This window comes from Micromonospora sp. NPDC050276 (assembly GCF_044459545.1).
Classification (GTDB): domain Bacteria; phylum Actinomycetota; class Actinomycetes; order Mycobacteriales; family Micromonosporaceae; genus Micromonospora.
Window position 1 is genome coordinate 586,827 of record NZ_JBITJA010000001.1, and the last position, 19,749, is coordinate 606,575.

A 19,749-nucleotide genomic window follows, 5' to 3' on the forward strand; every position below is an offset into this window, starting at 1 on the left:
GTCAGGTCTCAGGCAACGCGCAATGAGGGCAGCAGGCCGACTGATTGCAACCGGTCGTACGCTAGCTCGATATGCGCGGGCGTGAAGAGACGTGCTTTGCGGCCACTCCAAGACCGAACCCGCTCGGTTAGCTCGTCTAGATCGTCGGTTGGCGGATGCGATGTGGCGGCGTAGTGCACGGTGGCCAGAAGTTCTAGGCTGTACGGTGCCTCGAATCCATCGGTCAGCAGGGCTAGCTGCTCCAATGTCTCGGTCGCTGCTTCGCCGTGAGTTCGGGACCAAGCCGCAACGGCGTCGGCGGCGCCAGCAGTCAGCCTGATGGGCTGCAACTCTTCGACACGTGCGGAACGATCGCCGAAGCCAGTCAGGTAGTGACCTTCGAGCCGGTCGAGAACATGGTTGAGGCTGTCCGCATACGGGCCATATCTGCCGCGGGTGAACTGCAAGCGCAGCGGCTGCCCCAGCACCTGAAGAAAATAAGCGATCTTCTGAATCTCCAGGACGGTGACGCCATCGCGTGGCTCAAGTCTCCGTGCTCGGCTCAGGTAGGAGTCAACGGCCTGGATGAGAGTAACGCGTCCAGGGGTCAGCGGTGGTGTCTCAGTTGCTACCGGCATATCGGCCGGGTCGGGTGCTCCCTCCGGAGGGAAGAGCAGGACTCGCACCTCGGGGATCTCGGCGAAAGCGCCCTCGATGAGGGGCCGGACGTCGTCCCAGCTGAGTCCACCGTTGCCGCAGCCCAAAGCAGGCATCGCCACTGATGTGATCTTCCGCTCGCGAACCACGCGGACGAGATCGACCAGCCCGGCCTCGATGTCGGCCAGCTTTGAGTCGGACCGCCAGTGTCCCTTGGTGGGGAAGTTGATCACATATCTGCGCGGGCCAAGTCGCGCCGAGTCGAAAACGAACACTCGCCCTAGATTGACCTGGTTCTCACTGCATGCTGTGCGGTAGGCCGCGTAGTTGGCTGGGTAGGCGCGCTTGAACTGGAGAGCGATGCCCTTGCCCATGACCCCCACCGTATTAACGGTATTGACCAGTGCATCCGCCTCGGCTGTCAGCAGGTTGCCATGACTGATGATGATCACTCGCGCACCTCCCCCCGTGTGTACCCGTAGTACCAGGCCGGTCTGACACCAACGTACGGCTCGATCATGCCAGCGTCGCGGAACACCTGCCTCACCTGTTCCTGTCGGTCCTTCGTCCGTACGGCGTAACCGGCGAGCAGGTCGAGAGGAAACTCACGGTGTACCAGGAACTCCGCCGCCCGACGACGCATGCGGTCCATGTCGTCGGGAACGTCCTTCCAGATCTGGGCCTCCAGCAAGGGCCAATCGACCAAGGCTCCGAGCTCGGCCAGATCGGCCGTGAACCTGGTCAGGCCGACCGCGCAATTCCCGTCGCTTGCTGCCCAGCTGCGCCCAGACTCGTCTACTCGTTCCACGGAACTCACCAGGTAGACGAGAGGATCATCCCCTCCGGGGTAGCACCCCGACCTGCCGTCCCGATGGTCGCAAGCAATTCGGTACATAATGGGTGAGCGTGGAGCGAAGTAGAACGGCACGTAGTCGGCTACGACACCACCGGGAGGGCACGGCACGAGTCGTTCCCGTCGGCGCGCTTTGATTTCGACTGCTCCCACGTTCACGGCGAGCTGTGCGCCTACGGCGTTGTCCGCGAGTAGCCGGCCGGTCTTCGCAATCCTCGCCAAGTTGTCGATATGAGTGAAATGGAAAACTCGGGTCGGTGTTGGCCGCGTGGCTGTTTCCGCCATCGATCAACTCGGCGTCGATGAGGCCGACGTCAACACCAACGCATTGAGGTACAGCCTCGTCTCAGGCCGGCGGTCCAGCCGTTCACCGCATGGAGGGCAGTTCGCTTGGGTCACCGGCGGTCCTTTCTCGGGACGGCAAGATCGGCGAAGGGCGTCCAACGGGCTGTCGGATCATTGTGCCGTACCGAACGGAGGCGGATCGTGAACTCGTCAGCGACGTTCGGCGATGTAGTTAGCAGTGGTACGGCAGCTGCGATCATCTTCAACTCGCGAGCATCTCGCAGTATTGGCCATGACGGCTCGGCGGTGATGTCGATGCCGTAGGCGGTGACCAACGAACGATGCCGTCCTGTTCCTCCGAACCTTGCCTCGCCGACCGCGACCGCTGCTAGGTCGACCTGCCACGGGCCGACGCACGTGGCGTCGAAGTCACACATAACTGTCCGGCCCGACGACTCTCGGAGAAGGTTGCCGGCGTAGGCGTCCCCGTGGATCAGTGTCTGCGTCCCGCGTTTGACGAGGGTCGCGACTTCCGGCTGTAGGCGGTCACACCAGTCGACCAGAAAGTCCCGGTCGGGCTTGCCGAGCCCGTCAGCGTCGGCGAGCCGCCGTCGTGCGTCGCCGATTGGGTCCCAAAGGGGCAGAGCGAAGGGGGGCACACCAAGAGCATGAAATTCCCGCAACGCCGTGCCGAGGTCTCCGACGGTCGGGGCAGGTGGATGCGGTGGAACGAATTGCCACACCGAGGCGACCAGTTCCCCGACTTCGATTGGCTGTTCGACGTCGCGCGCTAGGCGGATCGTCGGTGCGTCGATGTCGGCGAACCACCGGCCCAGCTGAACCACCTTGGTAACCCTGTCCCGCAGCTGATGGGTTCGCGCGATCCGGATGACGATGCCGGCGTTGGGCAGGGCGAAGACCGCGTTGTTGGTAAACCGCAGCAACTGGGCATCGTGGGCCGGGACGTCCAGGGTCGCGGCGATGTCCCGCATGGCCGTCGTCATTGCCTCCTCGGAGAACCGCCCGCTCACGCGGCCATCGCAGCCTGGGCCGTGAGGACCCGCTCGAATGCGGCGACCTCCGGAAGCGCCCGATGCCGAGCGAGATCCCGACGCAGATTCACCACCCGATCGATTACCCGCCTGGAGCTCATCGCCTGCGCCTGCTTCAGCACCCGCACCCCGACGACGAGCGCCTGCTCGGGCTCATCCGCCAAGAACAGCGCGCTGCACAGCCCGACCTCGTTAAGCACGGTGCTGCGCACGTTCGCCGAGCCGAACGCCGCGATGGAATCCCTGCCCCAGCGCACCGCCTCGGACGCGTGCTTCCGGTCTCGCCGTGCCATGTCCCGGTACACGCGTCCGTACTGAGCCAACAACTCGCCGCGGTCGTAGAAGCCCATCCAGGCCGGCTCACGGTCCTTGTTGATGCGCTCGAACTGGTCGCTCGCCTTCCCGAGGGTTCTCACGGCGGTCTGCTGGTCGCCCAGTGCCGCGACTGAGGCTGCTTGCGCGCCCCAGAGCAGGGCTTTTGCCGCCGGCGTGGCGTGCTTTCCGAGCTGCGCCAAGGTGAGTTGTAGCGTCGCGAAGGCGTCCCGGTTGTGCCGAAGGTGTTGAAGCTGCTTGGCCTGCGCGTACCGAATCATCGCGACCAGCGGCGCGTTATCCGCAGTCAACGCGGCACGCTCCCCGGCGACGAAGTGCCGTTGCGCGTCGTCGTGTCTGCCCGCGTCGAGCGCAGTCCAGCCGGCGAGTTGCCGAGCTGTCGCCACCGCCGTGATGAGGGGCGGTGTGAGCCCGGCCGGGTGCGACCAATCAAGCATCCGATATACCGATTCCGCGAACCGGGCAACCTCCCGATACAGCAGACCACCACCGGATTCCCGGTCCACCGACCGGTACAGCTCCAGCACCGCGTTCAGTCGGGCGATATCCGCCGCGCCAATTCGCCGAGGCTGGACAAGCTCGCTGCCGCCAAGTAGACCCGCGCCCGCAGCGACAGCGGCGATCCCCGCCAACAAGGCCCGCCGACCCTCGTCCGGGCCAGCACCATGTGCGTCGGTTGAGGCGCGGGCGCTTCCGGCCTTCTCGGCGGATCGCTGAGGCTGGCCAGGAAGGGCGAACCAGAGACAGGTTGCGGGTATCCGGAGAAGCCGTGCCCAGTGCGCCAGTCGGTCCAAGTGCACCAGCGGCGGGCCGTTCTCCACCCGGCTGAGCTGCGCCTGCGTGATCCCCAGCCACCCCGCCACCACGGACTGCGGCAAGGCGACCCGTCCGTGGTACGGATGGCACCGATACGCCCTGATCACCCGCCCCAGATGCCGCTCGGCGAGCGCGTGTCGCACCGGCTCGTGCTCCCAGAAGCTCGCCGGGACCACGGGCGGCACGCTCAACCGGTCCCGTTCGGCGGCCTGGCACGGCGCGCACCGTCCGCTGTCGTTGTCCCGGGCCAGCCGTCCGCCGCACCGAGGGCAGTTCGCGTGTGTCACCGGCGGCTCCGTCCATCTCGCCTCACCGAGCCTATCCATTGAACACGCTGCGTGGAGCGCTGGTATACGCACAACGCATATCTTCAAAGGACCGCCGGACAAGCGAGCGGACCACAACTACTCAGAACGGGCGCGCCGCCCGCAGCGCCTCGACGACCACGCTCCAACGCCCCGGCCCGTTCACCGACTCCAGCGGCTTCCCGTCCGCGACGGCGACGCCGGCAGAACGCAGCACCGCCAGGTGGCCGGCGTACGCCGGATGGGCGGCCAGTTCGGCCTTGGTGTGCGGAAACGCGATGATCGGCAGCCCCGCGCCAAGCGACTCGTTGAGGACGCCGAGCGCCAACGTGTCGTTGATGCCCAGCGCCCACTTTGTCACCGTGTTGAAGGTGACCGGCGCGGCCAGCACCAGATCGGCCGGCGGGTGCGGCTCGGGGTCGCCGGGCATCCGCCACTCCACGCGTACGAGATAGCCGGTCTTGTCTTGCAGCGCCTGACGGTCGAGCCACCGCGCGGCGGTGGGGCTGACGATCATGCAGACCTGCCACCCGTCGACGATCAGGAGGTCGACCAGCTCGTCGATGTGTTCCGCCGGACCCGCGGCACAGACGACCAGGTACAGCACCGGACGTTCCGTCATGCCCGCAGTCTGCCCGATTCGGTCGTCGCGAGGTCGAGCGGATACCGAACGGGTATGCCGCCAACGATCACCCTGACATGCCGTCGTACCTGGTCAGCCGCGACAGTCGACGTGTGGCCCGGGGCGGGTCCTTGTCCCGGAGCTGCGCCGGCCCTCAACGGCGCAGCTCCGCCCCGCCCGCCCCGGCGCCACCCCATGAGTCAACGTCCGGGAGGCGGCATGCCCATCGTGATCGACGGCAACCACCCGGCTCGGGCGAGCCTGGCCGCCGCCTGGGAGTCAGTCGACGTGCGGGCCGCCGGCGACTTCTGGTGCGCCCTCGAAGACCGTCGACCCGGGCTGCTCCCACACCGTGACGCGCCGCTGTTCTTCACCGCGCTGGGCCGCCTCATGGCCGGCGGCGACGACCCGGCGAACCGAGCGGCGCTGCTCCGGGTGCTCGGCCGCGCGTACCGTCATTTCGACCTGCTCCCGCACGCCACCACCATCGGCGACGCGCTACTCGCCACCGTGGCCCGCCACGCGCACCCACCGTGGACACCGCAGCTCACCATGGCCGCCGAGCGCGCCCTGCGCCACGCCACGCACGCGATCCGCCGCGCCGCCGCGCTGGCCGGCGACGGCCCGGCCTGGTGGCACGTCCAGGTGATCGGCCATGACCGGCCGTCGCCCGACATCGCCACCCTGACGGTACGTCCCTGGCGGCGACTGCCCTTCCAGCCAGGTCAGGCCGTGCCGGTCTGCACGCCGCGCCTGCCCGGACACTGGCGCTGGCTCTCCCCGGCCAACGTCCCACGCGCGGACGGCACCGTCGAGGTGCACGTCCGCGCCGTACCCGCCGGCACCGTCTCCCACCGCCTGGTTCATCAGGTACGCCCCGGCGAACTGCTCTGGCTCGGCCCACCCGTCGACACCGGGCTGAGCCTCGACCCGGCGAGCACGAACGATCTGCTGCTCGTTGCCGGTGGCACTGGCCTGGCGCCGCTGCGCGCCCTGGTCGAGCAGGTCGCCGCCGCACCCGACGGCCGGCGGGTGACGCTGATCGTCGGCGCGCGCACCTTCACCGACCTGTATGACGCGATCACCCTCGACAAGCTGCAATGCGCCCACGACTGGCTGACCATCGTGCCGGCACTCTCCGACGACCCCGGCGCGGAGCCGGCCGAGCAGGGCGACGCCCTGACCATCGCCGTCGACCACCACCAGCCCGGCCAGGACATCTACCTCTGCGGCCCACCCGCGATGCTGGCCGATGCGCGGCCACGGCTCCTCGCCCTCGGCATCCCCGCCTTCCGCATCCACCTGCCCAGAGGCTTCACCCACTGATGGCTGTCCACTTGGCGATGGGGTCACCGCGCCGGTTCGGCGGCGAGCCAACGGCTCAGCACCAGCGCCCGGCGGTCGGGAGTAGTTCGCGGCAAAGCGTGATGCCTGTGAGGCATCAATATGACTCACAGGCATCACGCTCGTCAGGACAAGTCCGGCTGGACGCCCGCACGCGCCGCGACCACCAGGCGCGCGTTCAGGAGTAGGTGTCGCCGAACTCGCGTACCCCGTCGACGTCCAGCGTGATCCGGTCGTTCTCGGTCCACTGGCCGGTGGCGGCGAGCCAGCTCGGGTCGTCGCGCTCGTCGATGGCGCTCCAGTTGTGCCGGTGGTGCCGTAGCTGGATCGGCCCGGTCGACTGGCCCGGCGCGAGCGTGCCGTCGGTGAAGGTCAGCTCCACCCAGCCGGGGACCGGCGTTCCCGGGACCGGGTACGGCGGCGCTGGCGTGGTCATCCCACCGGGCGGCCCGCCTGGCGGGATGAAGAACTGCACGGTCTGCCGGATCCGGTTGCAGCCCAGCGCGGCCCAGTCGCAGTTCGGCACCAGTGAGGTGTTGCCGCCCTCGAAGCGCAGGTGGTAGCGCACCTGCACCGAGCTGAGGTCGAGCGGCCCGGTGCCGGTGTTGGTGACCCGAAGCAGGTGCTGGATCTGGCTGTTCGTCGGGGACCAGTCCAGGTTGAGGTAGCTGACCGTCGCGCGGCCGGCCGCGGTGCGCACGGTGGTGGTGGGCGAGGTGTCCGAATAGCCGCCGAGCGCGCGGGCGGCGATCGCGATCCGGTACGTCGTGCCGGGTGCGAGGTCGGTCAGCGTGATCGTGGTGTCGGTGGTGGAGCCGAGGAAGCGGTACGTGTTGGGCCCCAGCGGCACCTGCACCTCGTAGTTGATGGGCTGTTCCGTGCCGGGCTCGACCCAGGCGGAGGGCGTCCAGCTAAGCGTGAGCTGATGTGGTTGGTTGGCTACCACTATGGGACTACCGGGGGTGCTGATCGCCGGGCTGTCGGCCCGGGCGGCGTTGACGGCGAGCAGGCTCGCCAGCGCGGCGAGGGCGATGGTGGCGGTGACGCGGCGAGCAGGCATGACCGAATGGTAGACACAGGCATCGATGTTCATGCATCGTCCGTCGGTCCAGTGCCGCCGAACGAGACGGCGTACGCCATCTGCGCCACGCCGTAATGCTGATCCGGCGTGGCCGTCCCGCCCCGGCGCGGGGCGGCCACACCGCAGATCCGTCGTGACCGTGCCGCCCTGCCGGCCGGGACCGTCAGCCGTTGGGCGTCCGCGTGGTGGGCAGAACCAGTTCCGCTCTTGGCAACCGCTCGCGGTGCTTCAGCGGGAGCCATTCGCCCTCGGGATCGAGCAGTTCGATGAGTTCGACGAGGGCGTTCTGCAGGAGCACCAGCCGCTCATTCCCACGGCGGCCTTGCGCGTCCACGTCGTCCACCTCCGCAAGGAGGCGGGTGAACCAGGATGCGAACCCCGGGTCGGTTTCGAGGCGTTGGCAGAAGGCGGCGTATCCCAGCACGTCCGTCACCGGGCCCTCGGACGACTCCACCCGATGCAGCATGACTTCGCCGATGGCGCGCTGGTGTCCCCTGAACACGCGGAACGGGCCGGGCAGTCCGTCGTTAGCCAGCGGATGATGGATCCGCTGGATCGCGGCGAACAGTTCCTTGGTGCTCTTCACCGAGTCGAGGTCGAGGAAGCGCTGTTCCCGGCGGAGCACCTCCAGCCAGGCCAGGTGCTCGGCGAGGACGTACACGGTGTTGTGGCGGACGTAGTGCTGGGTCTCGCTGTCGCCGGAGTGCAGGTACGCGCGCAGAAAGTTTCGGCTGAGCACATTGTGCAGCCGAGATTGCAGCGACTCGGCTGACGACAGCAGTGGCACCCGGTAACGGCGGAAGAGGTCCTCCGCGATTTCCACCTTCTCGCGGTTGCGTGCCTCGTCTTGCAGTCGGTGGGTGACGAGAGCGGTCCGGTAGGTCACCGCCACGCTGATCAGCGCCACAGCTGCGGACACCACCGCGATGACGATTTCTGGCCCCATGCCGAACAGCTTGCCTGTCTCTCCGCGAGGCGATGCGTTCGACTCGCCGACCGTGCAGCGCCACCGATGCGGCGGGGTAGGTGAGCGGTCGATACCGCGATATGGCGTCAGCGGTCGGTCGGCGGGATTGCCTCGGTCGTAGCGTCCGGACCGAGGACGGGATCCGTGGGAGGCGACCATGCAGACGACCAGGAGCGGGCGTGGAGCCGGACGCGGTGGAGATGGCGGCCGTGCCCGACCGGTGACGTCGCTATCGGTTGCCGCGCAGGCGGGCGTCGAGCGCGTCGAGGTCGGGGACGAACCAGATCTGCCCACCCTGGTTCGACTCGTGCACCAGTGCGCGCAACGCGGAACTCTTTGCGAGCTGCGCCGAGATGTCGCCGACCACGGCCAGCCGCACCCGATAGTTGACGAACTTCTGCATCACGTCGCCGGCGAAGCGGGTGCCCAACGAGAAGAAGCGTTCGTCGAGCCGGTTGGCTGGCACGGCCACCACCTGGGCACCGAGAAACGCCGCGCCGATCAGGTCCAGCGCGTCCTGCTCGGTGGCCACCGGCGGCCCCGCCGGGTCGCAGACCAGCACCGGCACTCCGGCGCGTTCCTGGATCTCGTCAGACATCGCGTACCTCCCGGTTGAGCAGGCCGTTGTCGGCGTTGAGGACGGCATCGAGCAGGTGCAGCAGTTCGGCGGTGGCGGCGGGGTCACCCAGAATGATGATCTTCATGCGGTGGCGTTCCTCGTCGTGCACCGTCTGCACCCGCAGCGGGTGCGCCTGGTCGTGGGCGGTGTTGGCGCTGGTGAGCACGAGCGTGCCGAGTCGGTCGGCGGCAGACCGGTCGACACCGTCGATCTGGACGATGCTCGACACCTCCGCCTGCCCTCTGCTCGGGCTGGCGGCCGGAGCCTGCCCGGTGAGGGCGTCGAGATCGCTGGCGGCGATCCGGTACTGCTTGCCGATTCGCACCGCCCGGAGCCGGCCCGAGCGGATGTAGCCGCGCACGGTGCGTACGTGCAGGTTGAGCCGTTCGGCCACCTGCTCAACCGAGTACATTTCTGCCATCATCGTTCCCTATGATACTCACACAGGGAAGGTTAGGGAGTGATGAGTCCGATGCGTTGGCGACATCAGCTCCAAAGGACCTGAACCCTGCCTGGACGGTGCGGCCCACGCGACACGTTTGGCTGATTAACCTGCCCGCGCTGTCGGACGGTTCCAGTACCGTCTGGGGACCATGGACGCGCTCGGCGACGCCATCATCGGGCGGGATCACCCCGCGAGCCTGCTGCGCGCCGAGTTGGACCGCGCCACCACCAGCCACGGCGGCCTCGCGCTGGTCACCGGCGAGCCGGGCATCGGCAAGACCACCCTCGTCACGTCGGTGGCCCGGGAGGCTCGGCGGCGAGGCGCGCTGGTGCTCGGTGCCGCCTGCTGGGATTCTGACAGCGCCCCGGGCTACTGGCCGTGGCTACAGGTGCTGCGCGGGCTGCGACGCTCCGCCGACGACTGGGCAGTGGCGCGGCAGTCCGCGGAGCCGGCACTCACCGCCCTGCTCGGCCAGTCCGACACCAGCAGCGAGCAGGCCGGCCGGCTCGCTGGCTGGGCCGGTGTCGACCCGGGCCCGGACGCCGCCGACCAGGAGGCGTTCGCGCTCTACGACGCGGTGACCGCCGCGCTGGTCGCCGTCTCCCAGCACCGGCCGGTCGTGGTCGTCCTCGACGACCTGCACTGGGCCGACCCGGCCTCACTGCGGTTGTTGAGCTTCGCCGCCCAGCACACCTGGTTCGAGCGGCTCCTGCTGATCGGCACATACCGCGACGCCGAGGTCGAGTCGGGGGAGCATCCGCTGCGTCCGCTGTTGATGCCGCTGGTCGCGAAGGCCACCACGATCACCCTCACCGGTCTCTCCCGCGATGAGGTGGCCGCGTTGATGGCTCGGACCGCCGGGCGGGAGCCCGATGCCGGCCTCGTCGACGAGGTGCACCGGCGCACCGGGGGCAACCCGTTCTTCGTCGAGCAGACCGCGCGGCTGTGGCACGCCGACGACGCGGTCGGCGCGATCGCACCCGGCGTACGAGAGGCGGTGCGCCGCCGGCTGGCCCAACTTCCCGCCGCCGTGGTCGAGGCGCTCACCGTCGCCGCCGTGCTCGGTCGCGAGTTCCACCGTCAGGTCCTCGCGGCCTGCGTGGCCGCCCCGGCGGCGCAGGTCGACCGGCTGCTCGACCGGGCGGTGACCGCCCGGCTGGTGATCGCCCGGGGTGGGGGCCGCTTCGCCTTCGCCCACGACCTGGTCCGGGAGACGCTCTACGACGGGCTGACCGACGATGAGCGACGGGCCCGGCACGCCGCGGTCGTCCGGGCGGTCGACGACCTGCGCGAGCTCACCGATCGACTGATCCCGGCCGACCTGGCCCGCCACGCGTACCTCGCGGGCCCCGCGCTCGACCGGGCCCGGGTGGCCACGCTGCTGGTCGCCGCCGGGCGGGACGCGTTCGCCCGGCTGGCCGGTGACGAGGCGGCGGTGCATTTCCGCCGGGCCCTGGAGGTCGTCGAGGACCAGGCGCAACGGGTACGCATCCTCGTCGAGTTCGCCGAGTCGCACTACCACCACGCCGGCCGGGAAGAGACTGTACGGCTGCTGACCGAGGCCGCCCGGCTGGCCCGTTCCCTCGACGACCCGGTGCTGCTGGCCCGGGTCGCGCTCACCGTGAACCGCTCCCGCCAGGTGGAGACCGTCCACTCGATCGAGGCGGCAGAGTTGGTGCGCGAGGCGTACCGGCGGCTGATCGGCGAACCGGACTCCACCGCGACGGTCGGCGTCCTGGTCGCCGACCTGATCACCGCCACCGAGACGATCGCTCGTCGCGGGCAGGACGACGAGGCGCTCACCTTCAGCCTCTGGGCCCGCCACGACACGACCTGGGGTCTGGGCACCGCCGCCACCCGAGCCGCGCTCACGGCCGAGATCCGGGACGTGGCCCGTCGAACTGGCGACCGGGAGACCGAGCTGTGGGCCACCTCGCTGCGCTGGGTGGCGCTGCTGGAGTTGGGCGACCCGGGCTTCGCCGAGGAGTTCACCACCTTCGTCGCCGCCGACCGGCAGGGTGACTTCGCCCGGCACCGGATGGCCGCGACCGTCGACAGCGGGATCATCGCGGCGTTCCGGGGCGACTTCGCCACGGCCGACGAGCGGTTCGCCGTGCTCGGCGACCACGCCGACCCGGGCCACACCGAGTTCGGCTTCATGGGCCACCATCTGCGCTGGTCCCGACTGCTGCTCCAGGGCCGGTTCGCCGAGGCCGACGCTCTTTTGGACGGGCTGGCCCCGGTCGACTACCCCTACCGGGAGTTGCTGCGGGCGATCACTGCGGCGGAGCGCGGCGACGGCGAGACGGCGCTCCGGCTGACCGCCGGCATCGAGGCCGCCGCCATCAGGTACCCGCGTCCGGTGTCACCGCTCTGGCTACGGCTACGCGCACAGGCTGCCGCCGTGTCCGCCGACCCACAGCGCCGCGGCGCCGCGCGGGCCGCGCTCGCCCCACACCGTGGAGAGTGGACGGTGGGGCTGTTCGGCTGCGACATCAGCGGCCCGGTCGACCACTGGCTGGCACTGATCGACGCCGCCCAGGAACGCTGGGACGACGCCATCGCCGGCTTCACCGCCGCCCGTGACTCCGCCGATCGGCTGGGCTCCCGACCCTGGTCGCTGCTCGCCCGCACCGGCCTCGCGAACGCCCTCGCGGGTCGTGGGCACCCGGGCGACACCGCGACGCTGACCGCGCTTCGCGCCGCCACCGTGCAGGAGGCGACCGCGCTCGGCATGACGCAGGTGCTGCACCGGCTCGGCGTCCCGACCCCCACCGACGCCAACCGCCCAGACCAGACCGTCGCGCCGGGCCAGGCTGCCGCGCCGGGTCAGGCCGTTTCGCCCGGTCCGGCCGTCGCGCCCGGCCAGGCCGTTTCGTCCGGTCTGGCCGTCGCGCCGGGCCAGGCCGTTTCGCCCGGTCTGGCCGTCGCGCCGGGCCAGGCCGTTTCGCCCGGTCCGGCCGTCGCGCCCGGCCAGGCCGTGCCGGTCGCGCCCGGCCGGGCCGTGCCGGTCGCGCCCGGCCAGGCCGTGCCGGTCGCGCCCGGCCAGGCCGTTTCGCCCGGTCCGGCCGTCGCGCCCGGCCGGGCCGTGCCGGTCGCGCCCGGCCGGGCCGTGCCGGTCGCGCCCGGCCAGGCCGTGCCGGTCGCGCCCGGCCAGGCCGTGCCGGTCGCGCCCGCGATCGAGGGGTACGAGTTTCGGCGCGACGGACCGGTCTGGCAGCTCGGGTACGACGGTGTCGTGGTGCACCTGCCCGACGCCAAAGGGTTGCACGACCTGCACCTGCTGCTGAGCCGTCCGGGCAGTGACATACCGGCGGTCGAACTGCTCGACCCGGCGGCCGGGCCGGAGCTGGTGGCCGCCCGGCGCATGGGGGCCGACCCGGTCCTCGACGACGAGGCGAAGGCCCGCTACCGACGGCACCTGGCCCGCCTCGACGAGGAAATCGACCGGGCCGCCGCACGCGACGACGACCGGAAGGTGTCCAAGCTGGACGCCGAGCGGGGTGCGTTGCTCGACGAGCTGCGTGCCGCGGCGGGCCTCGCCGGCCGGAGCCGCCGACTGGGCGACGAGGCCGAGCGGGCCCGCAAGACGGTGACCGCTCGAATCCGCGACACGCTCCGCAAGCTCGACGACCGACACCCGGCACTGGCGAGCCACCTGCGCGACTCCGTCTCCACCGGCACCACCTGCCGCTACCTACCGCCCACCCCCCTGCCCTGGCGGCTCTGAGCCCGCACCCCCACCCCCGCCCGCCGCACCCCTACCCCCGCCCGCCGCGATCTTGCACTTTCGGTCGCCGCTTCGGGTGGATTTGCCACGCTTGTCGGGACAGCAAGTGCAAGATCGCGGGAGCCGGGAGCCGGGAGCGGGGAGCGGGAGCGGGGAGCGGGAGCGGGGAGTTAGCGGCGGTTGTACTTGTACATGGTCAGGGTGCCGAAGACGAGGACGAAGCCGGCGCTCCACAGCAGCAGCCACATCGTGGCCGACGGGTCCGACTCGCCGCTCATCGCTCCCCGGATCGCGGCCACCAGCTGGGTCACCGGGTTGACCTTCACGAACGCCTGGAGCCAGCCGGGCATGGTGCTCGGCTCGACGAAGACGTTGCTCAGGAACGTCAGCGGGAACAGCACCATCATGCTGACCCCCATCACCGACTTCTCGCTGCGCAGGATCAGCCCGAAGAACGTCCACACCCAGGAGAACGCGAACGAGAAGACCACCAGCAGCCCGATCCCGGCGGCGACACCGACCACCCCGCCTGCGGGCCGGAAGCCGAGCACCAGCCCGAGGCCCAGGATCACCAGGGCGGCGAGGATGTAGCGCAGCACGTCGCCGAAGATCATGCCGACCAGGGCGGCCGGGCGCCAGACGGGCAGCGTCCGGAACCGGTCGAAGATGCCCTTCTCGATGTCGGTGTTGAGGCCGATACCGGTGTACATGGTGATCATGACGACGCTGGTCACCATGATGCCGGGCAGGAAGAACTGCAGGTAGTCGCGCGGGCTGCCGGCGAGGGCGCCACCGAACAGGTACGTGAACATCAGCACCATGATGATCGGGAACGCGGTCACGTCGAAGAGCTGCTCCGGCACATGCTTGATCTTCAGCATGGCCCGCCAGCCGAACGTGAGCGACGCGCCCAGCGCGCTCGGTCGGGGCGGTCGGGCACCGGGCGCGAGCACGGTCGCCAGTGCCTCGGCGGACGGAACGTAGACGGACGGCGCCCGTTCGGTCGTGGTGGTCGTGGTGTCGCTCATCGGGCTGCCTCCAGCTCGTCGTCGCGCTCGTCGGCCGGCACGGCGGGATGATCGGTCAGGGCCAGGAAGACCTCGTCCAGGCTCGGTTGGCCGAGGGAGAAGTTGTCGACCGCGATGCCGGCCCGGGCCAGGTCGCTGAGCACCCGGGCAGCCTGGGCGCTGGCGTCGAGGTCGGTGCCGGCCTCGCCGACGCGGGCGGTCAACGCCACCGGATCGGCGGCGAGCTGCACCGGCACGTCGAGTGCCTCCCGAAGCACCCGCTCCGCCTCGGGCCGCTGGCCGGGATCGCGTAGTCGCAGGTGGACGGTGCCGGAGCCGATCGACGACTTCAACTCACCCGGGGTGCCCTCCGCGATCACCCGGCCGTGGTCGACGACCGCGATCCGCCCGGCGAGTTGGTCGGCCTCGTCGAGGTACTGGGTGGTCAGCAGCACCGTCGTGCCGTGTGACACCACCGCCCGGACGATCTCCCACACCTGGTTGCGGCTGCGCGGGTCGAGACCGGTCGTCGGCTCGTCGAGGAAGAGCAGATCCGGGGTGTTCAGGATGCTGGCGGCGATGTCGATGCGCCGCCGCATACCGCCGGAGTACTTCTTCACCTGGCGGTCGCTCGCCTCGGTCAGGCCGAACGCGGCGAGCAGGGCCGCCGCGCGCTCCCGAGCGGCCGGCTTGCGCAGGCCGAGCAGGCGGGCCAGGAGCACCAGGTTCTCCGTACCGGTCAGGTCCTCGTCGACCGAGGCGTACTGGCCGGTGAGGCTGACCCGGGAACGGACCTTGTCGGCCTCGGTGACCACGTCGTGCCCGAAGACCCGGGCCGAGCCGCCGTCGGGCCGCAGCAGCGTGGCGAGCACCCGGACCGCGGTGGTCTTGCCCGCGCCGTTCGGGCCGAGCAGGCCGTAGACGGTGCCGGCGGGCACCCGCAGGTCGATGCCGGCCAGCGCCCGGGTGTTCCCGAACGAGCGGGTGAGCCCCTCGGCCTCGATGGCCAGGCCGGTGGTGCGTCTACTCATGATCTTTACCTTTCGTGTGGGCGTGTTCAGGAGACGTAGGGTCGAGCTGCCCGGCCGTCGCGCAGCGCCAGGCCCCACCAGCGCAGCTGGTCGAGCAGGACGCCGACATCGCGGTGCAGCTCGTCCGTGCACTGCGCGGTCGGCTCGCCGGCCAGCAGGTCGATCCCGACGACGTCGCGCACCGTCATCGCGTGCAAGGCGGTGAAGACGGTACGTAGCTGGTCGACCGCGTGCAGGCCGGTGGACCGACAGCCGTACGACACGAAGCCGACCGGTTTGGCCTGCCACTCGTCGTACGCGTAGTCGATGGCTTGTTTCAAGGGTGCCGGGAAGCTGTGGTTGTACTCGGGGGTGACCACGACGAACGCGTCCGCCCGGCCCACCTCGCGGACGAACGCCCGGATGGACGTGGTCGGCTCGGCGGGGTAGGTGGCCGGGAAGTCGTACTCGGTCAGGTCAACGACGGTCACCGCCAGGTCGTCGTGCCGGATGGCCTGCTCGACGAACCAGTGGGCGACCCGGTCGCCGACCCGCCCCTCCCGGGTGCTGCCGACGATCACGGCGATCCGCAACGGCGTCATGGCTCACCCCCCTTCCATCCTGAAGGCGCGAGGTGACGACAGGCGCCCGCTAGATCCGATCTAGCGGGCGCGGTTTCGGGGCGGAATGTCGGTGGGATCGGCTTGACTGGGGTCGACGAAACGGGGGAGCGGGATGGCGCAGGTACGCATCGAGCCGTGGCACGAGGACGACCTCGACCTGCTGCGGCAGCTCAACTCACCGGACACCCGCAGGCACACCGGCGGCCCGGAGACCGACGAGCAGGTGCTCGCCCGGCACGACCGGTACGTGCACTTTGCCGACACTGGGCAGGGTTGCATGTTCACGCTGGTGCTGCCAGATGGGGTGCGGGCGGGCAGCGTCGGCTACTGGGCCCGTGAGTGGCGCGATCAACCGGTGTACGAGCTGGGCTGGGCGGTGCTGCCCGCGTACCGGGGGCAGGGGCTGGCCACGGCGGCGGTGCGCGCGGTGGTGGACGTGGCTCGCGCCCGGCGGGACCGGCACTTCGCCCACGCCTACCCCTCGGTCGACAATCCCGCCTCGAACGCGGTGTGCCGCAAGGCGGGCTTCACGCTGCTCGGTGAGACCGGTTTCGAATACCCTCCGGGGCAGCTGATGCGGGCCAACGACTGGCAGCTCGACCTGACCGCCCCACCGACCGAAAGCTGAGGTCGGCGGGGCGGCTGGTGGCAGGTCACCAGGTGGTGTCGAGGCGGTGCCGCTGCTCGGCGGTCAGCTCCAGGTCGACCGCTCCCAGGCTCTCCTCCAGTTGCGCCACCGAGGAGGCGCCCACCAGCGGAATGGACGGCAGTTCGCCGCCCAGCAACCAGGCCAGCACCACCTGGTTGACCGTCGCGCCGGTCTGCCCGGCCACCTCCCGCAGCGCGGCCAGTCGCCGGGGCGCGCTCGGCAGGTCGTAGGCCGAGCTGAGCGGCTTGTCCGCCCGGGTGAACGCCCCCTTGAGCAGCGGCGAGTACGCCACCAGGGTCAGCTCGGGCTCGGCACGCAGGTAGCTGAGCAGGTCACCGCCGACGCCGCCCGGCTCGCCGTCCGGGTCCAGTTCGCTGATCAGGTCGGTGCGGTTCGGCAGGTAACTGCGGTGGTACTGGAGCACCTCGTACCCGGGCAGGCCGGCGGCGGCGGCCAACGCGCGGGCCCGCTCCACCCGCCAGGCCCGGTGGTTGCTGGCGCCCAGCAGGCCCACCGTCCCCTCGGCGACGAGCTCGGCGAAGCCCTCCACGGTCTCCTGGATCGGCACGGTCCGGTCCTCGATGTGCGCGTAGAGCAGGTCCAGCCGCTGCACACCGAGCCGTTCCCGGCTACGCTCCGCCGACTCGCGGATCACCTTGGCAGAGAGGCCCTCGGCGTTGTCCAGGTAGCTGGTCCCCGGGGCCAACGGCCGGGCGCCCAGCTTGGTGGCGATGACGATCTCGGCGCCGACGCCCCGGCTGCGCCGCCACCGGCCGAGCAGTTCCTCGCTCTGCCCGCCCTGCCCGCCGTCCACCCAGAACGCGTAGTTGTCGGACGTGTCGATGAACGTGCCGCCGGCCTCGACGTACCGGTCGAGGATCGCGTACGAGGTGGCCTCGTCGGTGGCGCTGCCGAAGAGCATCGCGCCGAGGCTGAGCACGCTGACCTCGCGCCGGGTCGCCGGGTCGGTGCCGATCGTGCGGTACCGCATGGGGGTCTCCTCTCGGGCGCCCTACCGGTGGGCGCACCGGTCACCCTGCCGCCTGGAGCGCGCTCCAGGTCAAGCTCACCAGGGGAGTACGCCGTATCCGCCGCCGGCGTCCATCTGGAAGCCCCAGAGCAGCCCGTTCGGCCCGTCGGCCGGCAGGGTCGCCAACTGGGGCTGTTGGAGTTCGAGTGCCGGGTGTTGCTGGTGCCGGAGACCGAGCAGCGGCTGATCGTCTACGTGCCCGAGCCCGGCTCGCCGACCCAGGCCGTGTTCCGCCGGATCGCCGAACGCGTCGGCTCCTGACCTGACCGGCGGCCGACCAGCCCGTCCCCGTGATCGGACCGCCGATAGAGCACGCTGTGGCGCTCCCGGGTGCGCACCACCAGGCCGGAGCGCAGCAGCACCCCCAGGTGATACGAGACGGTGGCCGGGGCCAACCGGTGCCGCTCGCTGAGCTGCCCGGTGGACCGGGGAACGTCCAGGTCCGCCAGGATCGCCGCCCGGCTCACCCCGACCAGGTCACCGAGCCGATCCGCCCGACGCTGACCCGTCGGCCCGGCGCCGACCGGGTAGACGAGCACGGCGTTGCCCTCGTCGCAGAGCTGAGTGGAGAGCTGAGGCCAGGCCAGCGCCGACGGCGCGAGCACCAGCTCCGCGCCGGTCAGCGCGGTGGTGATCCGGTACGAGCTGTCGACGGTCAACGAACTGCCGGTCCAGCCGACCTTCGGGTGCAGACTGTTCAGCATGCTGCCCACTCCGGCAGTGGCCATCGTGGTGGCCCGCAGGGCCAGCTCGGCCTCCAGCGCGGTTCGCACCGCTGGCCACTGCTCGGCGAGCGCGGCCCGCCAGAAGTGGCGCAGCCCGTTGGTCACGCGCCGGGCCAGGGTGCCGTCCTCCACCGCCGTGCGGACCCGCGCCGGGATCCTGCCCGCCGGAAACCGCTCGTTCACCTGCACCGCCACCTCGTCGGCGGGCGTCGCGGCCGTGGCCGCCAACTGCTGCTCGAAGGCCGCGTCGAGCGGGCCCAGCGGCGGCTTCGGCGTGAGCAGATCCGGCGTGTAGCCGAGCCGGCCGGGCGGCGTCATCAGCTCCGCGACCAGGGCCACGTCGGGGTGCCGCAGCGCGGCGCGGGCGGCCGGACCGGGATCGCCGTGCACCGGGTGCCCGAAGCGCGACAGCGCGGCCCGCAGCCAGGACGTCACCTCCGACGCCGGCGAGATCGCCAACCGAAGCCGGGCGAGGCTCGGGCCGTCCAGATGCGCGACCATCACAGCCCGGATCGTACAAGCGGTGGCGTCGATGTGCGGTCGGCATTCGAACTGGTTCGAATCAGTACCCGGCGGGGCGGCGGGTCGGGTTGGCTGCGACGGCAACACCACTCGCCCTGAGGAGAAACCGATGCGCCTCCCTGCCTCCGCCCGTCCCGCCGGCCGGCTCGGCCGCACGATCGCCCTGCTCGGGCTCACGGCCGGTCTGCTGGCAGCGGCTCCTGCCGCGGTGTCGGCCGGCACTCCGGGTCCGGCCGACACGACAACCGGCGACGCGATGGCCCGTGGCTGCGAGCGCGCCTTCGACCGCGCCGTCCGCGCGTACGTGGAGACCACCGAACGGCGCGACCTGGACGGCTTCGCCGCGTTGCTGCACCCGGAGGTCACCTCCGTCTTCGCCTCCGACGGTGAGGTGCTCGACGGCAAACGGGCCACCGTGGACTGGCTGCGCGGGTTCTTCGCCGACGACTCGTGGACCCAGTCCTTCAGCGTGGCGAAGCAGACCGTGGTGGGCTGCCGGACCGGCTTCGTGCTGTTCGACTCCGTCTACGCGGTGCCGGCCACCGGCACCAGGGTGCCGCTGCTGATCGGGGTCAGCTACACCTACCAGCATGGCCGGTGGCTGGTGTTGCAGAACCAGGACTCCGTGGGCCGGATCTGACCAGGGGGGCGCCCGTCGGGGGGCCGGGCGGGCGCGGCAGCTGTGGCACCCGCCCCGCGGCGGCGGTCAGACGGCCTTTTCGAGGGCGGCCACCGCCAGCGGCACGATCTTCCCGACCAGCGCGGTGCCGGCCGCCAGGTCACCGCGGCCGGGCACCTTCAGGTAGCCGACCATGTACTGCCGGATCCACACGTTCTCGCCGTCCCACACCCGCTCCCGGTAGGCGGTGCGTTTGATGTCCGACGGCAGGCTCACCCGGCACAGGGAGATCAGCTTCCACGCCTCGGTGTTCTCCTCGGTGTGCTGGGCGGTCTCCGGGTGGAACTTCGCGTCCAGGTTCAGCATCGCCCCGGTCACCCTGGTGCGGACCTCGGCGCCGGAGGTGGGCGCCGGGCGCGGCTCACACACACGAGAAGGGGGCCCGCCTGGGCCCCCTTCTCTAGCTGCGCCGAAAC

19 protein-coding genes are annotated in these 19,749 nt (G+C 70.6%); 4 read left to right on the forward strand and 15 right to left on the reverse strand.

The features are described from left to right. Positions 1 to 8 precede the first annotated feature (8 nt). The 5 genes from ACIBF8_RS02735 to ACIBF8_RS02755 all read right to left on the reverse strand — a co-directional run bounded on the left by ACIBF8_RS02735 (position 9) and on the right by ACIBF8_RS02755 (position 4,902). Entirely contained in the window at positions 9 to 1,088 is a 1,080-nt protein-coding gene (locus tag ACIBF8_RS02735; RefSeq protein WP_396780579.1) for a macro domain-containing protein, read from the reverse strand. Then, the gene (locus ACIBF8_RS02740; protein ID WP_396780580.1) at positions 1,085 to 1,774 is read right to left on the reverse strand and encodes a DUF4433 domain-containing protein; all 690 of its coding nucleotides are present in this window, start codon (positions 1,772 to 1,774) and stop codon (positions 1,085 to 1,087) included. Before ACIBF8_RS02740 ends, ACIBF8_RS02735 begins: the two co-directional genes overlap by 4 nt. A gap of 110 nt (positions 1,775 to 1,884) precedes the next feature. Beyond that, positions 1,885 to 2,778, reverse strand: a complete 894-nt coding sequence (locus ACIBF8_RS02745; protein WP_396780704.1) for a phosphotransferase family protein — start codon at positions 2,776 to 2,778, stop codon at positions 1,885 to 1,887. 23 nt (positions 2,779 to 2,801) lie between these two features. After that, entirely contained in the window at positions 2,802 to 4,262 is a 1,461-nt protein-coding gene (locus ACIBF8_RS02750; protein ID WP_396780581.1) for an XRE family transcriptional regulator, read from the reverse strand. A gap of 121 nt (positions 4,263 to 4,383) precedes the next feature. Beyond that, a complete protein-coding gene (locus ACIBF8_RS02755) occupies positions 4,384 to 4,902 on the reverse strand; it encodes a flavoprotein (RefSeq protein WP_396780582.1) in 519 nt (172 codons plus the stop codon). A gap of 219 nt (positions 4,903 to 5,121) precedes the next feature. Here ACIBF8_RS02755 and ACIBF8_RS02760 point away from each other — a divergent pair, with 219 nt between their 5' ends. Beyond that, on the forward strand, positions 5,122 to 6,228 hold the full coding sequence (locus ACIBF8_RS02760) for an FAD-binding oxidoreductase (protein ID WP_396780583.1): 1,107 nt from the start codon (positions 5,122 to 5,124) through the stop codon (positions 6,226 to 6,228). Between the two features lie 196 nt (positions 6,229 to 6,424). Here ACIBF8_RS02760 and ACIBF8_RS02765 read toward each other — a convergent pair whose 3' ends face one another. From ACIBF8_RS02765 to ACIBF8_RS02780, 4 genes are all read right to left on the reverse strand, one after another. Continuing rightward, on the reverse strand, positions 6,425 to 7,306 hold the full coding sequence (locus tag ACIBF8_RS02765; protein WP_396780584.1) for a fibronectin type III domain-containing protein: 882 nt from the start codon (positions 7,304 to 7,306) through the stop codon (positions 6,425 to 6,427). Positions 7,307 to 7,490: 184 nt separating this feature from the next. Continuing rightward, positions 7,491 to 8,273 (reverse strand): hypothetical protein, encoded by a 783-nt coding sequence (locus tag ACIBF8_RS02770; protein ID WP_396780585.1) that lies wholly within the window; start codon positions 8,271 to 8,273, stop codon positions 7,491 to 7,493. A gap of 250 nt (positions 8,274 to 8,523) precedes the next feature. Next, entirely contained in the window at positions 8,524 to 8,892 is a 369-nt protein-coding gene (locus ACIBF8_RS02775) for a DUF4180 domain-containing protein (RefSeq protein WP_396780586.1), read from the reverse strand. Beyond that, the gene (locus tag ACIBF8_RS02780; protein WP_396780587.1) at positions 8,885 to 9,337 is read right to left on the reverse strand and encodes a helix-turn-helix domain-containing protein; all 453 of its coding nucleotides are present in this window, start codon (positions 9,335 to 9,337) and stop codon (positions 8,885 to 8,887) included. The genes ACIBF8_RS02775 and ACIBF8_RS02780 overlap by 8 nt, the downstream gene beginning before the upstream one ends. 169 nt (positions 9,338 to 9,506) lie before the next feature. Here ACIBF8_RS02780 and ACIBF8_RS02785 point away from each other — a divergent pair, with 169 nt between their 5' ends. Then, positions 9,507 to 13,088 (forward strand): AAA family ATPase, encoded by a 3,582-nt coding sequence (locus ACIBF8_RS02785; RefSeq protein WP_396780588.1) that lies wholly within the window; start codon positions 9,507 to 9,509, stop codon positions 13,086 to 13,088. Positions 13,089 to 13,258: 170 nt separating this feature from the next. On the opposite strand, the gene ACIBF8_RS02790 is transcribed toward ACIBF8_RS02785, so the two are convergent. The 3 genes from ACIBF8_RS02790 to ACIBF8_RS02800 are packed head-to-tail and all read right to left on the reverse strand — an operon-like array spanning position 13,259 to position 15,707. Further along, positions 13,259 to 14,116, reverse strand: a complete 858-nt coding sequence (locus ACIBF8_RS02790) for an ABC transporter permease (RefSeq protein WP_396780589.1) — start codon at positions 14,114 to 14,116, stop codon at positions 13,259 to 13,261. Further along, positions 14,113 to 15,126, reverse strand: coding sequence for an ATP-binding cassette domain-containing protein (locus ACIBF8_RS02795; protein WP_396780590.1), 1,014 nt, complete (start codon positions 15,124 to 15,126; stop codon positions 14,113 to 14,115). The genes ACIBF8_RS02790 and ACIBF8_RS02795 overlap by 4 nt, the downstream gene beginning before the upstream one ends. Before the next feature lie 26 nt (positions 15,127 to 15,152). Continuing rightward, positions 15,153 to 15,707, reverse strand: a complete 555-nt coding sequence (locus tag ACIBF8_RS02800) for an NADPH-dependent FMN reductase (RefSeq protein WP_396780591.1) — start codon at positions 15,705 to 15,707, stop codon at positions 15,153 to 15,155. Positions 15,708 to 15,840: 133 nt separating this feature from the next. Here ACIBF8_RS02800 and ACIBF8_RS02805 point away from each other — a divergent pair, with 133 nt between their 5' ends. Continuing rightward, positions 15,841 to 16,356 carry a GNAT family N-acetyltransferase gene (locus ACIBF8_RS02805; RefSeq protein ID WP_396780592.1) on the forward strand — a complete coding sequence of 172 codons (516 nt, stop codon included), beginning with the start codon at positions 15,841 to 15,843 and terminating at the stop codon, positions 16,354 to 16,356. A 25-nt stretch (positions 16,357 to 16,381) separates the two neighbouring features. On the opposite strand, the gene ACIBF8_RS02810 is transcribed toward ACIBF8_RS02805, so the two are convergent. Together ACIBF8_RS02810 and ACIBF8_RS02815 are read right to left on the reverse strand one after the other, a co-directional pair. After that, positions 16,382 to 17,368 (reverse strand): aldo/keto reductase, encoded by a 987-nt coding sequence (locus tag ACIBF8_RS02810; RefSeq protein WP_396780593.1) that lies wholly within the window; start codon positions 17,366 to 17,368, stop codon positions 16,382 to 16,384. 230 nt (positions 17,369 to 17,598) lie between these two features. Continuing rightward, positions 17,599 to 18,633: a DUF5937 family protein gene (locus ACIBF8_RS02815; RefSeq protein WP_396780705.1), complete on the reverse strand. Its 1,035-nt coding sequence runs from the start codon at positions 18,631 to 18,633 to the stop codon at positions 17,599 to 17,601. A gap of 130 nt (positions 18,634 to 18,763) precedes the next feature. Here ACIBF8_RS02815 and ACIBF8_RS02820 point away from each other — a divergent pair, with 130 nt between their 5' ends. Further along, complete coding sequence (locus tag ACIBF8_RS02820; protein WP_396780594.1) at positions 18,764 to 19,294, forward strand: nuclear transport factor 2 family protein; 531 nt, start codon at positions 18,764 to 18,766, stop codon at positions 19,292 to 19,294. Between the two features lie 66 nt (positions 19,295 to 19,360). On the opposite strand, the gene ACIBF8_RS02825 is transcribed toward ACIBF8_RS02820, so the two are convergent. Further along, complete coding sequence (locus ACIBF8_RS02825; protein ID WP_396780595.1) at positions 19,361 to 19,702, reverse strand: hypothetical protein; 342 nt, start codon at positions 19,700 to 19,702, stop codon at positions 19,361 to 19,363. Positions 19,703 to 19,749: the final 47 nt, after the last annotated feature.

Excerpts from the sequence above, each read along its gene's own strand:
- ACIBF8_RS02740 (WP_396780580.1), bottom strand. The coding sequence starts at position 1,774 with ATGGCGGAAACAGCCACGCGGCCAACACCGACCCGAGTTTTCCATTTC.
- ACIBF8_RS02745 (WP_396780704.1), bottom strand. The coding sequence starts at position 2,778 with ATGACGACGGCCATGCGGGACATCGCCGCGACCCTGGACGTCCCGGCC.
- ACIBF8_RS02755 (WP_396780582.1), bottom strand. The coding sequence starts at position 4,902 with ATGACGGAACGTCCGGTGCTGTACCTGGTCGTCTGTGCCGCGGGTCCG.
- ACIBF8_RS02760 (WP_396780583.1), top strand. The coding sequence starts at position 5,122 with ATGCCCATCGTGATCGACGGCAACCACCCGGCTCGGGCGAGCCTGGCC.
- ACIBF8_RS02765 (WP_396780584.1), bottom strand. The coding sequence starts at position 7,306 with ATGCCTGCTCGCCGCGTCACCGCCACCATCGCCCTCGCCGCGCTGGCG.
- ACIBF8_RS02770 (WP_396780585.1), bottom strand. The coding sequence starts at position 8,273 with ATGGGGCCAGAAATCGTCATCGCGGTGGTGTCCGCAGCTGTGGCGCTG.
- ACIBF8_RS02775 (WP_396780586.1), bottom strand. The coding sequence starts at position 8,892 with ATGTCTGACGAGATCCAGGAACGCGCCGGAGTGCCGGTGCTGGTCTGC.
- ACIBF8_RS02780 (WP_396780587.1), bottom strand. The coding sequence starts at position 9,337 with ATGATGGCAGAAATGTACTCGGTTGAGCAGGTGGCCGAACGGCTCAAC.
- ACIBF8_RS02785 (WP_396780588.1), top strand. The coding sequence starts at position 9,507 with ATGGACGCGCTCGGCGACGCCATCATCGGGCGGGATCACCCCGCGAGC.
- ACIBF8_RS02790 (WP_396780589.1), bottom strand. The coding sequence starts at position 14,116 with ATGAGCGACACCACGACCACCACGACCGAACGGGCGCCGTCCGTCTAC.
- ACIBF8_RS02795 (WP_396780590.1), bottom strand. The coding sequence starts at position 15,126 with ATGAGTAGACGCACCACCGGCCTGGCCATCGAGGCCGAGGGGCTCACC.
- ACIBF8_RS02800 (WP_396780591.1), bottom strand. The coding sequence starts at position 15,707 with ATGACGCCGTTGCGGATCGCCGTGATCGTCGGCAGCACCCGGGAGGGG.
- ACIBF8_RS02805 (WP_396780592.1), top strand. The coding sequence starts at position 15,841 with ATGGCGCAGGTACGCATCGAGCCGTGGCACGAGGACGACCTCGACCTG.
- ACIBF8_RS02810 (WP_396780593.1), bottom strand. The coding sequence starts at position 17,368 with ATGCGGTACCGCACGATCGGCACCGACCCGGCGACCCGGCGCGAGGTC.
- ACIBF8_RS02815 (WP_396780705.1), bottom strand. The coding sequence starts at position 18,633 with ATGGTCGCGCATCTGGACGGCCCGAGCCTCGCCCGGCTTCGGTTGGCG.
- ACIBF8_RS02820 (WP_396780594.1), top strand. The coding sequence starts at position 18,764 with ATGCGCCTCCCTGCCTCCGCCCGTCCCGCCGGCCGGCTCGGCCGCACG.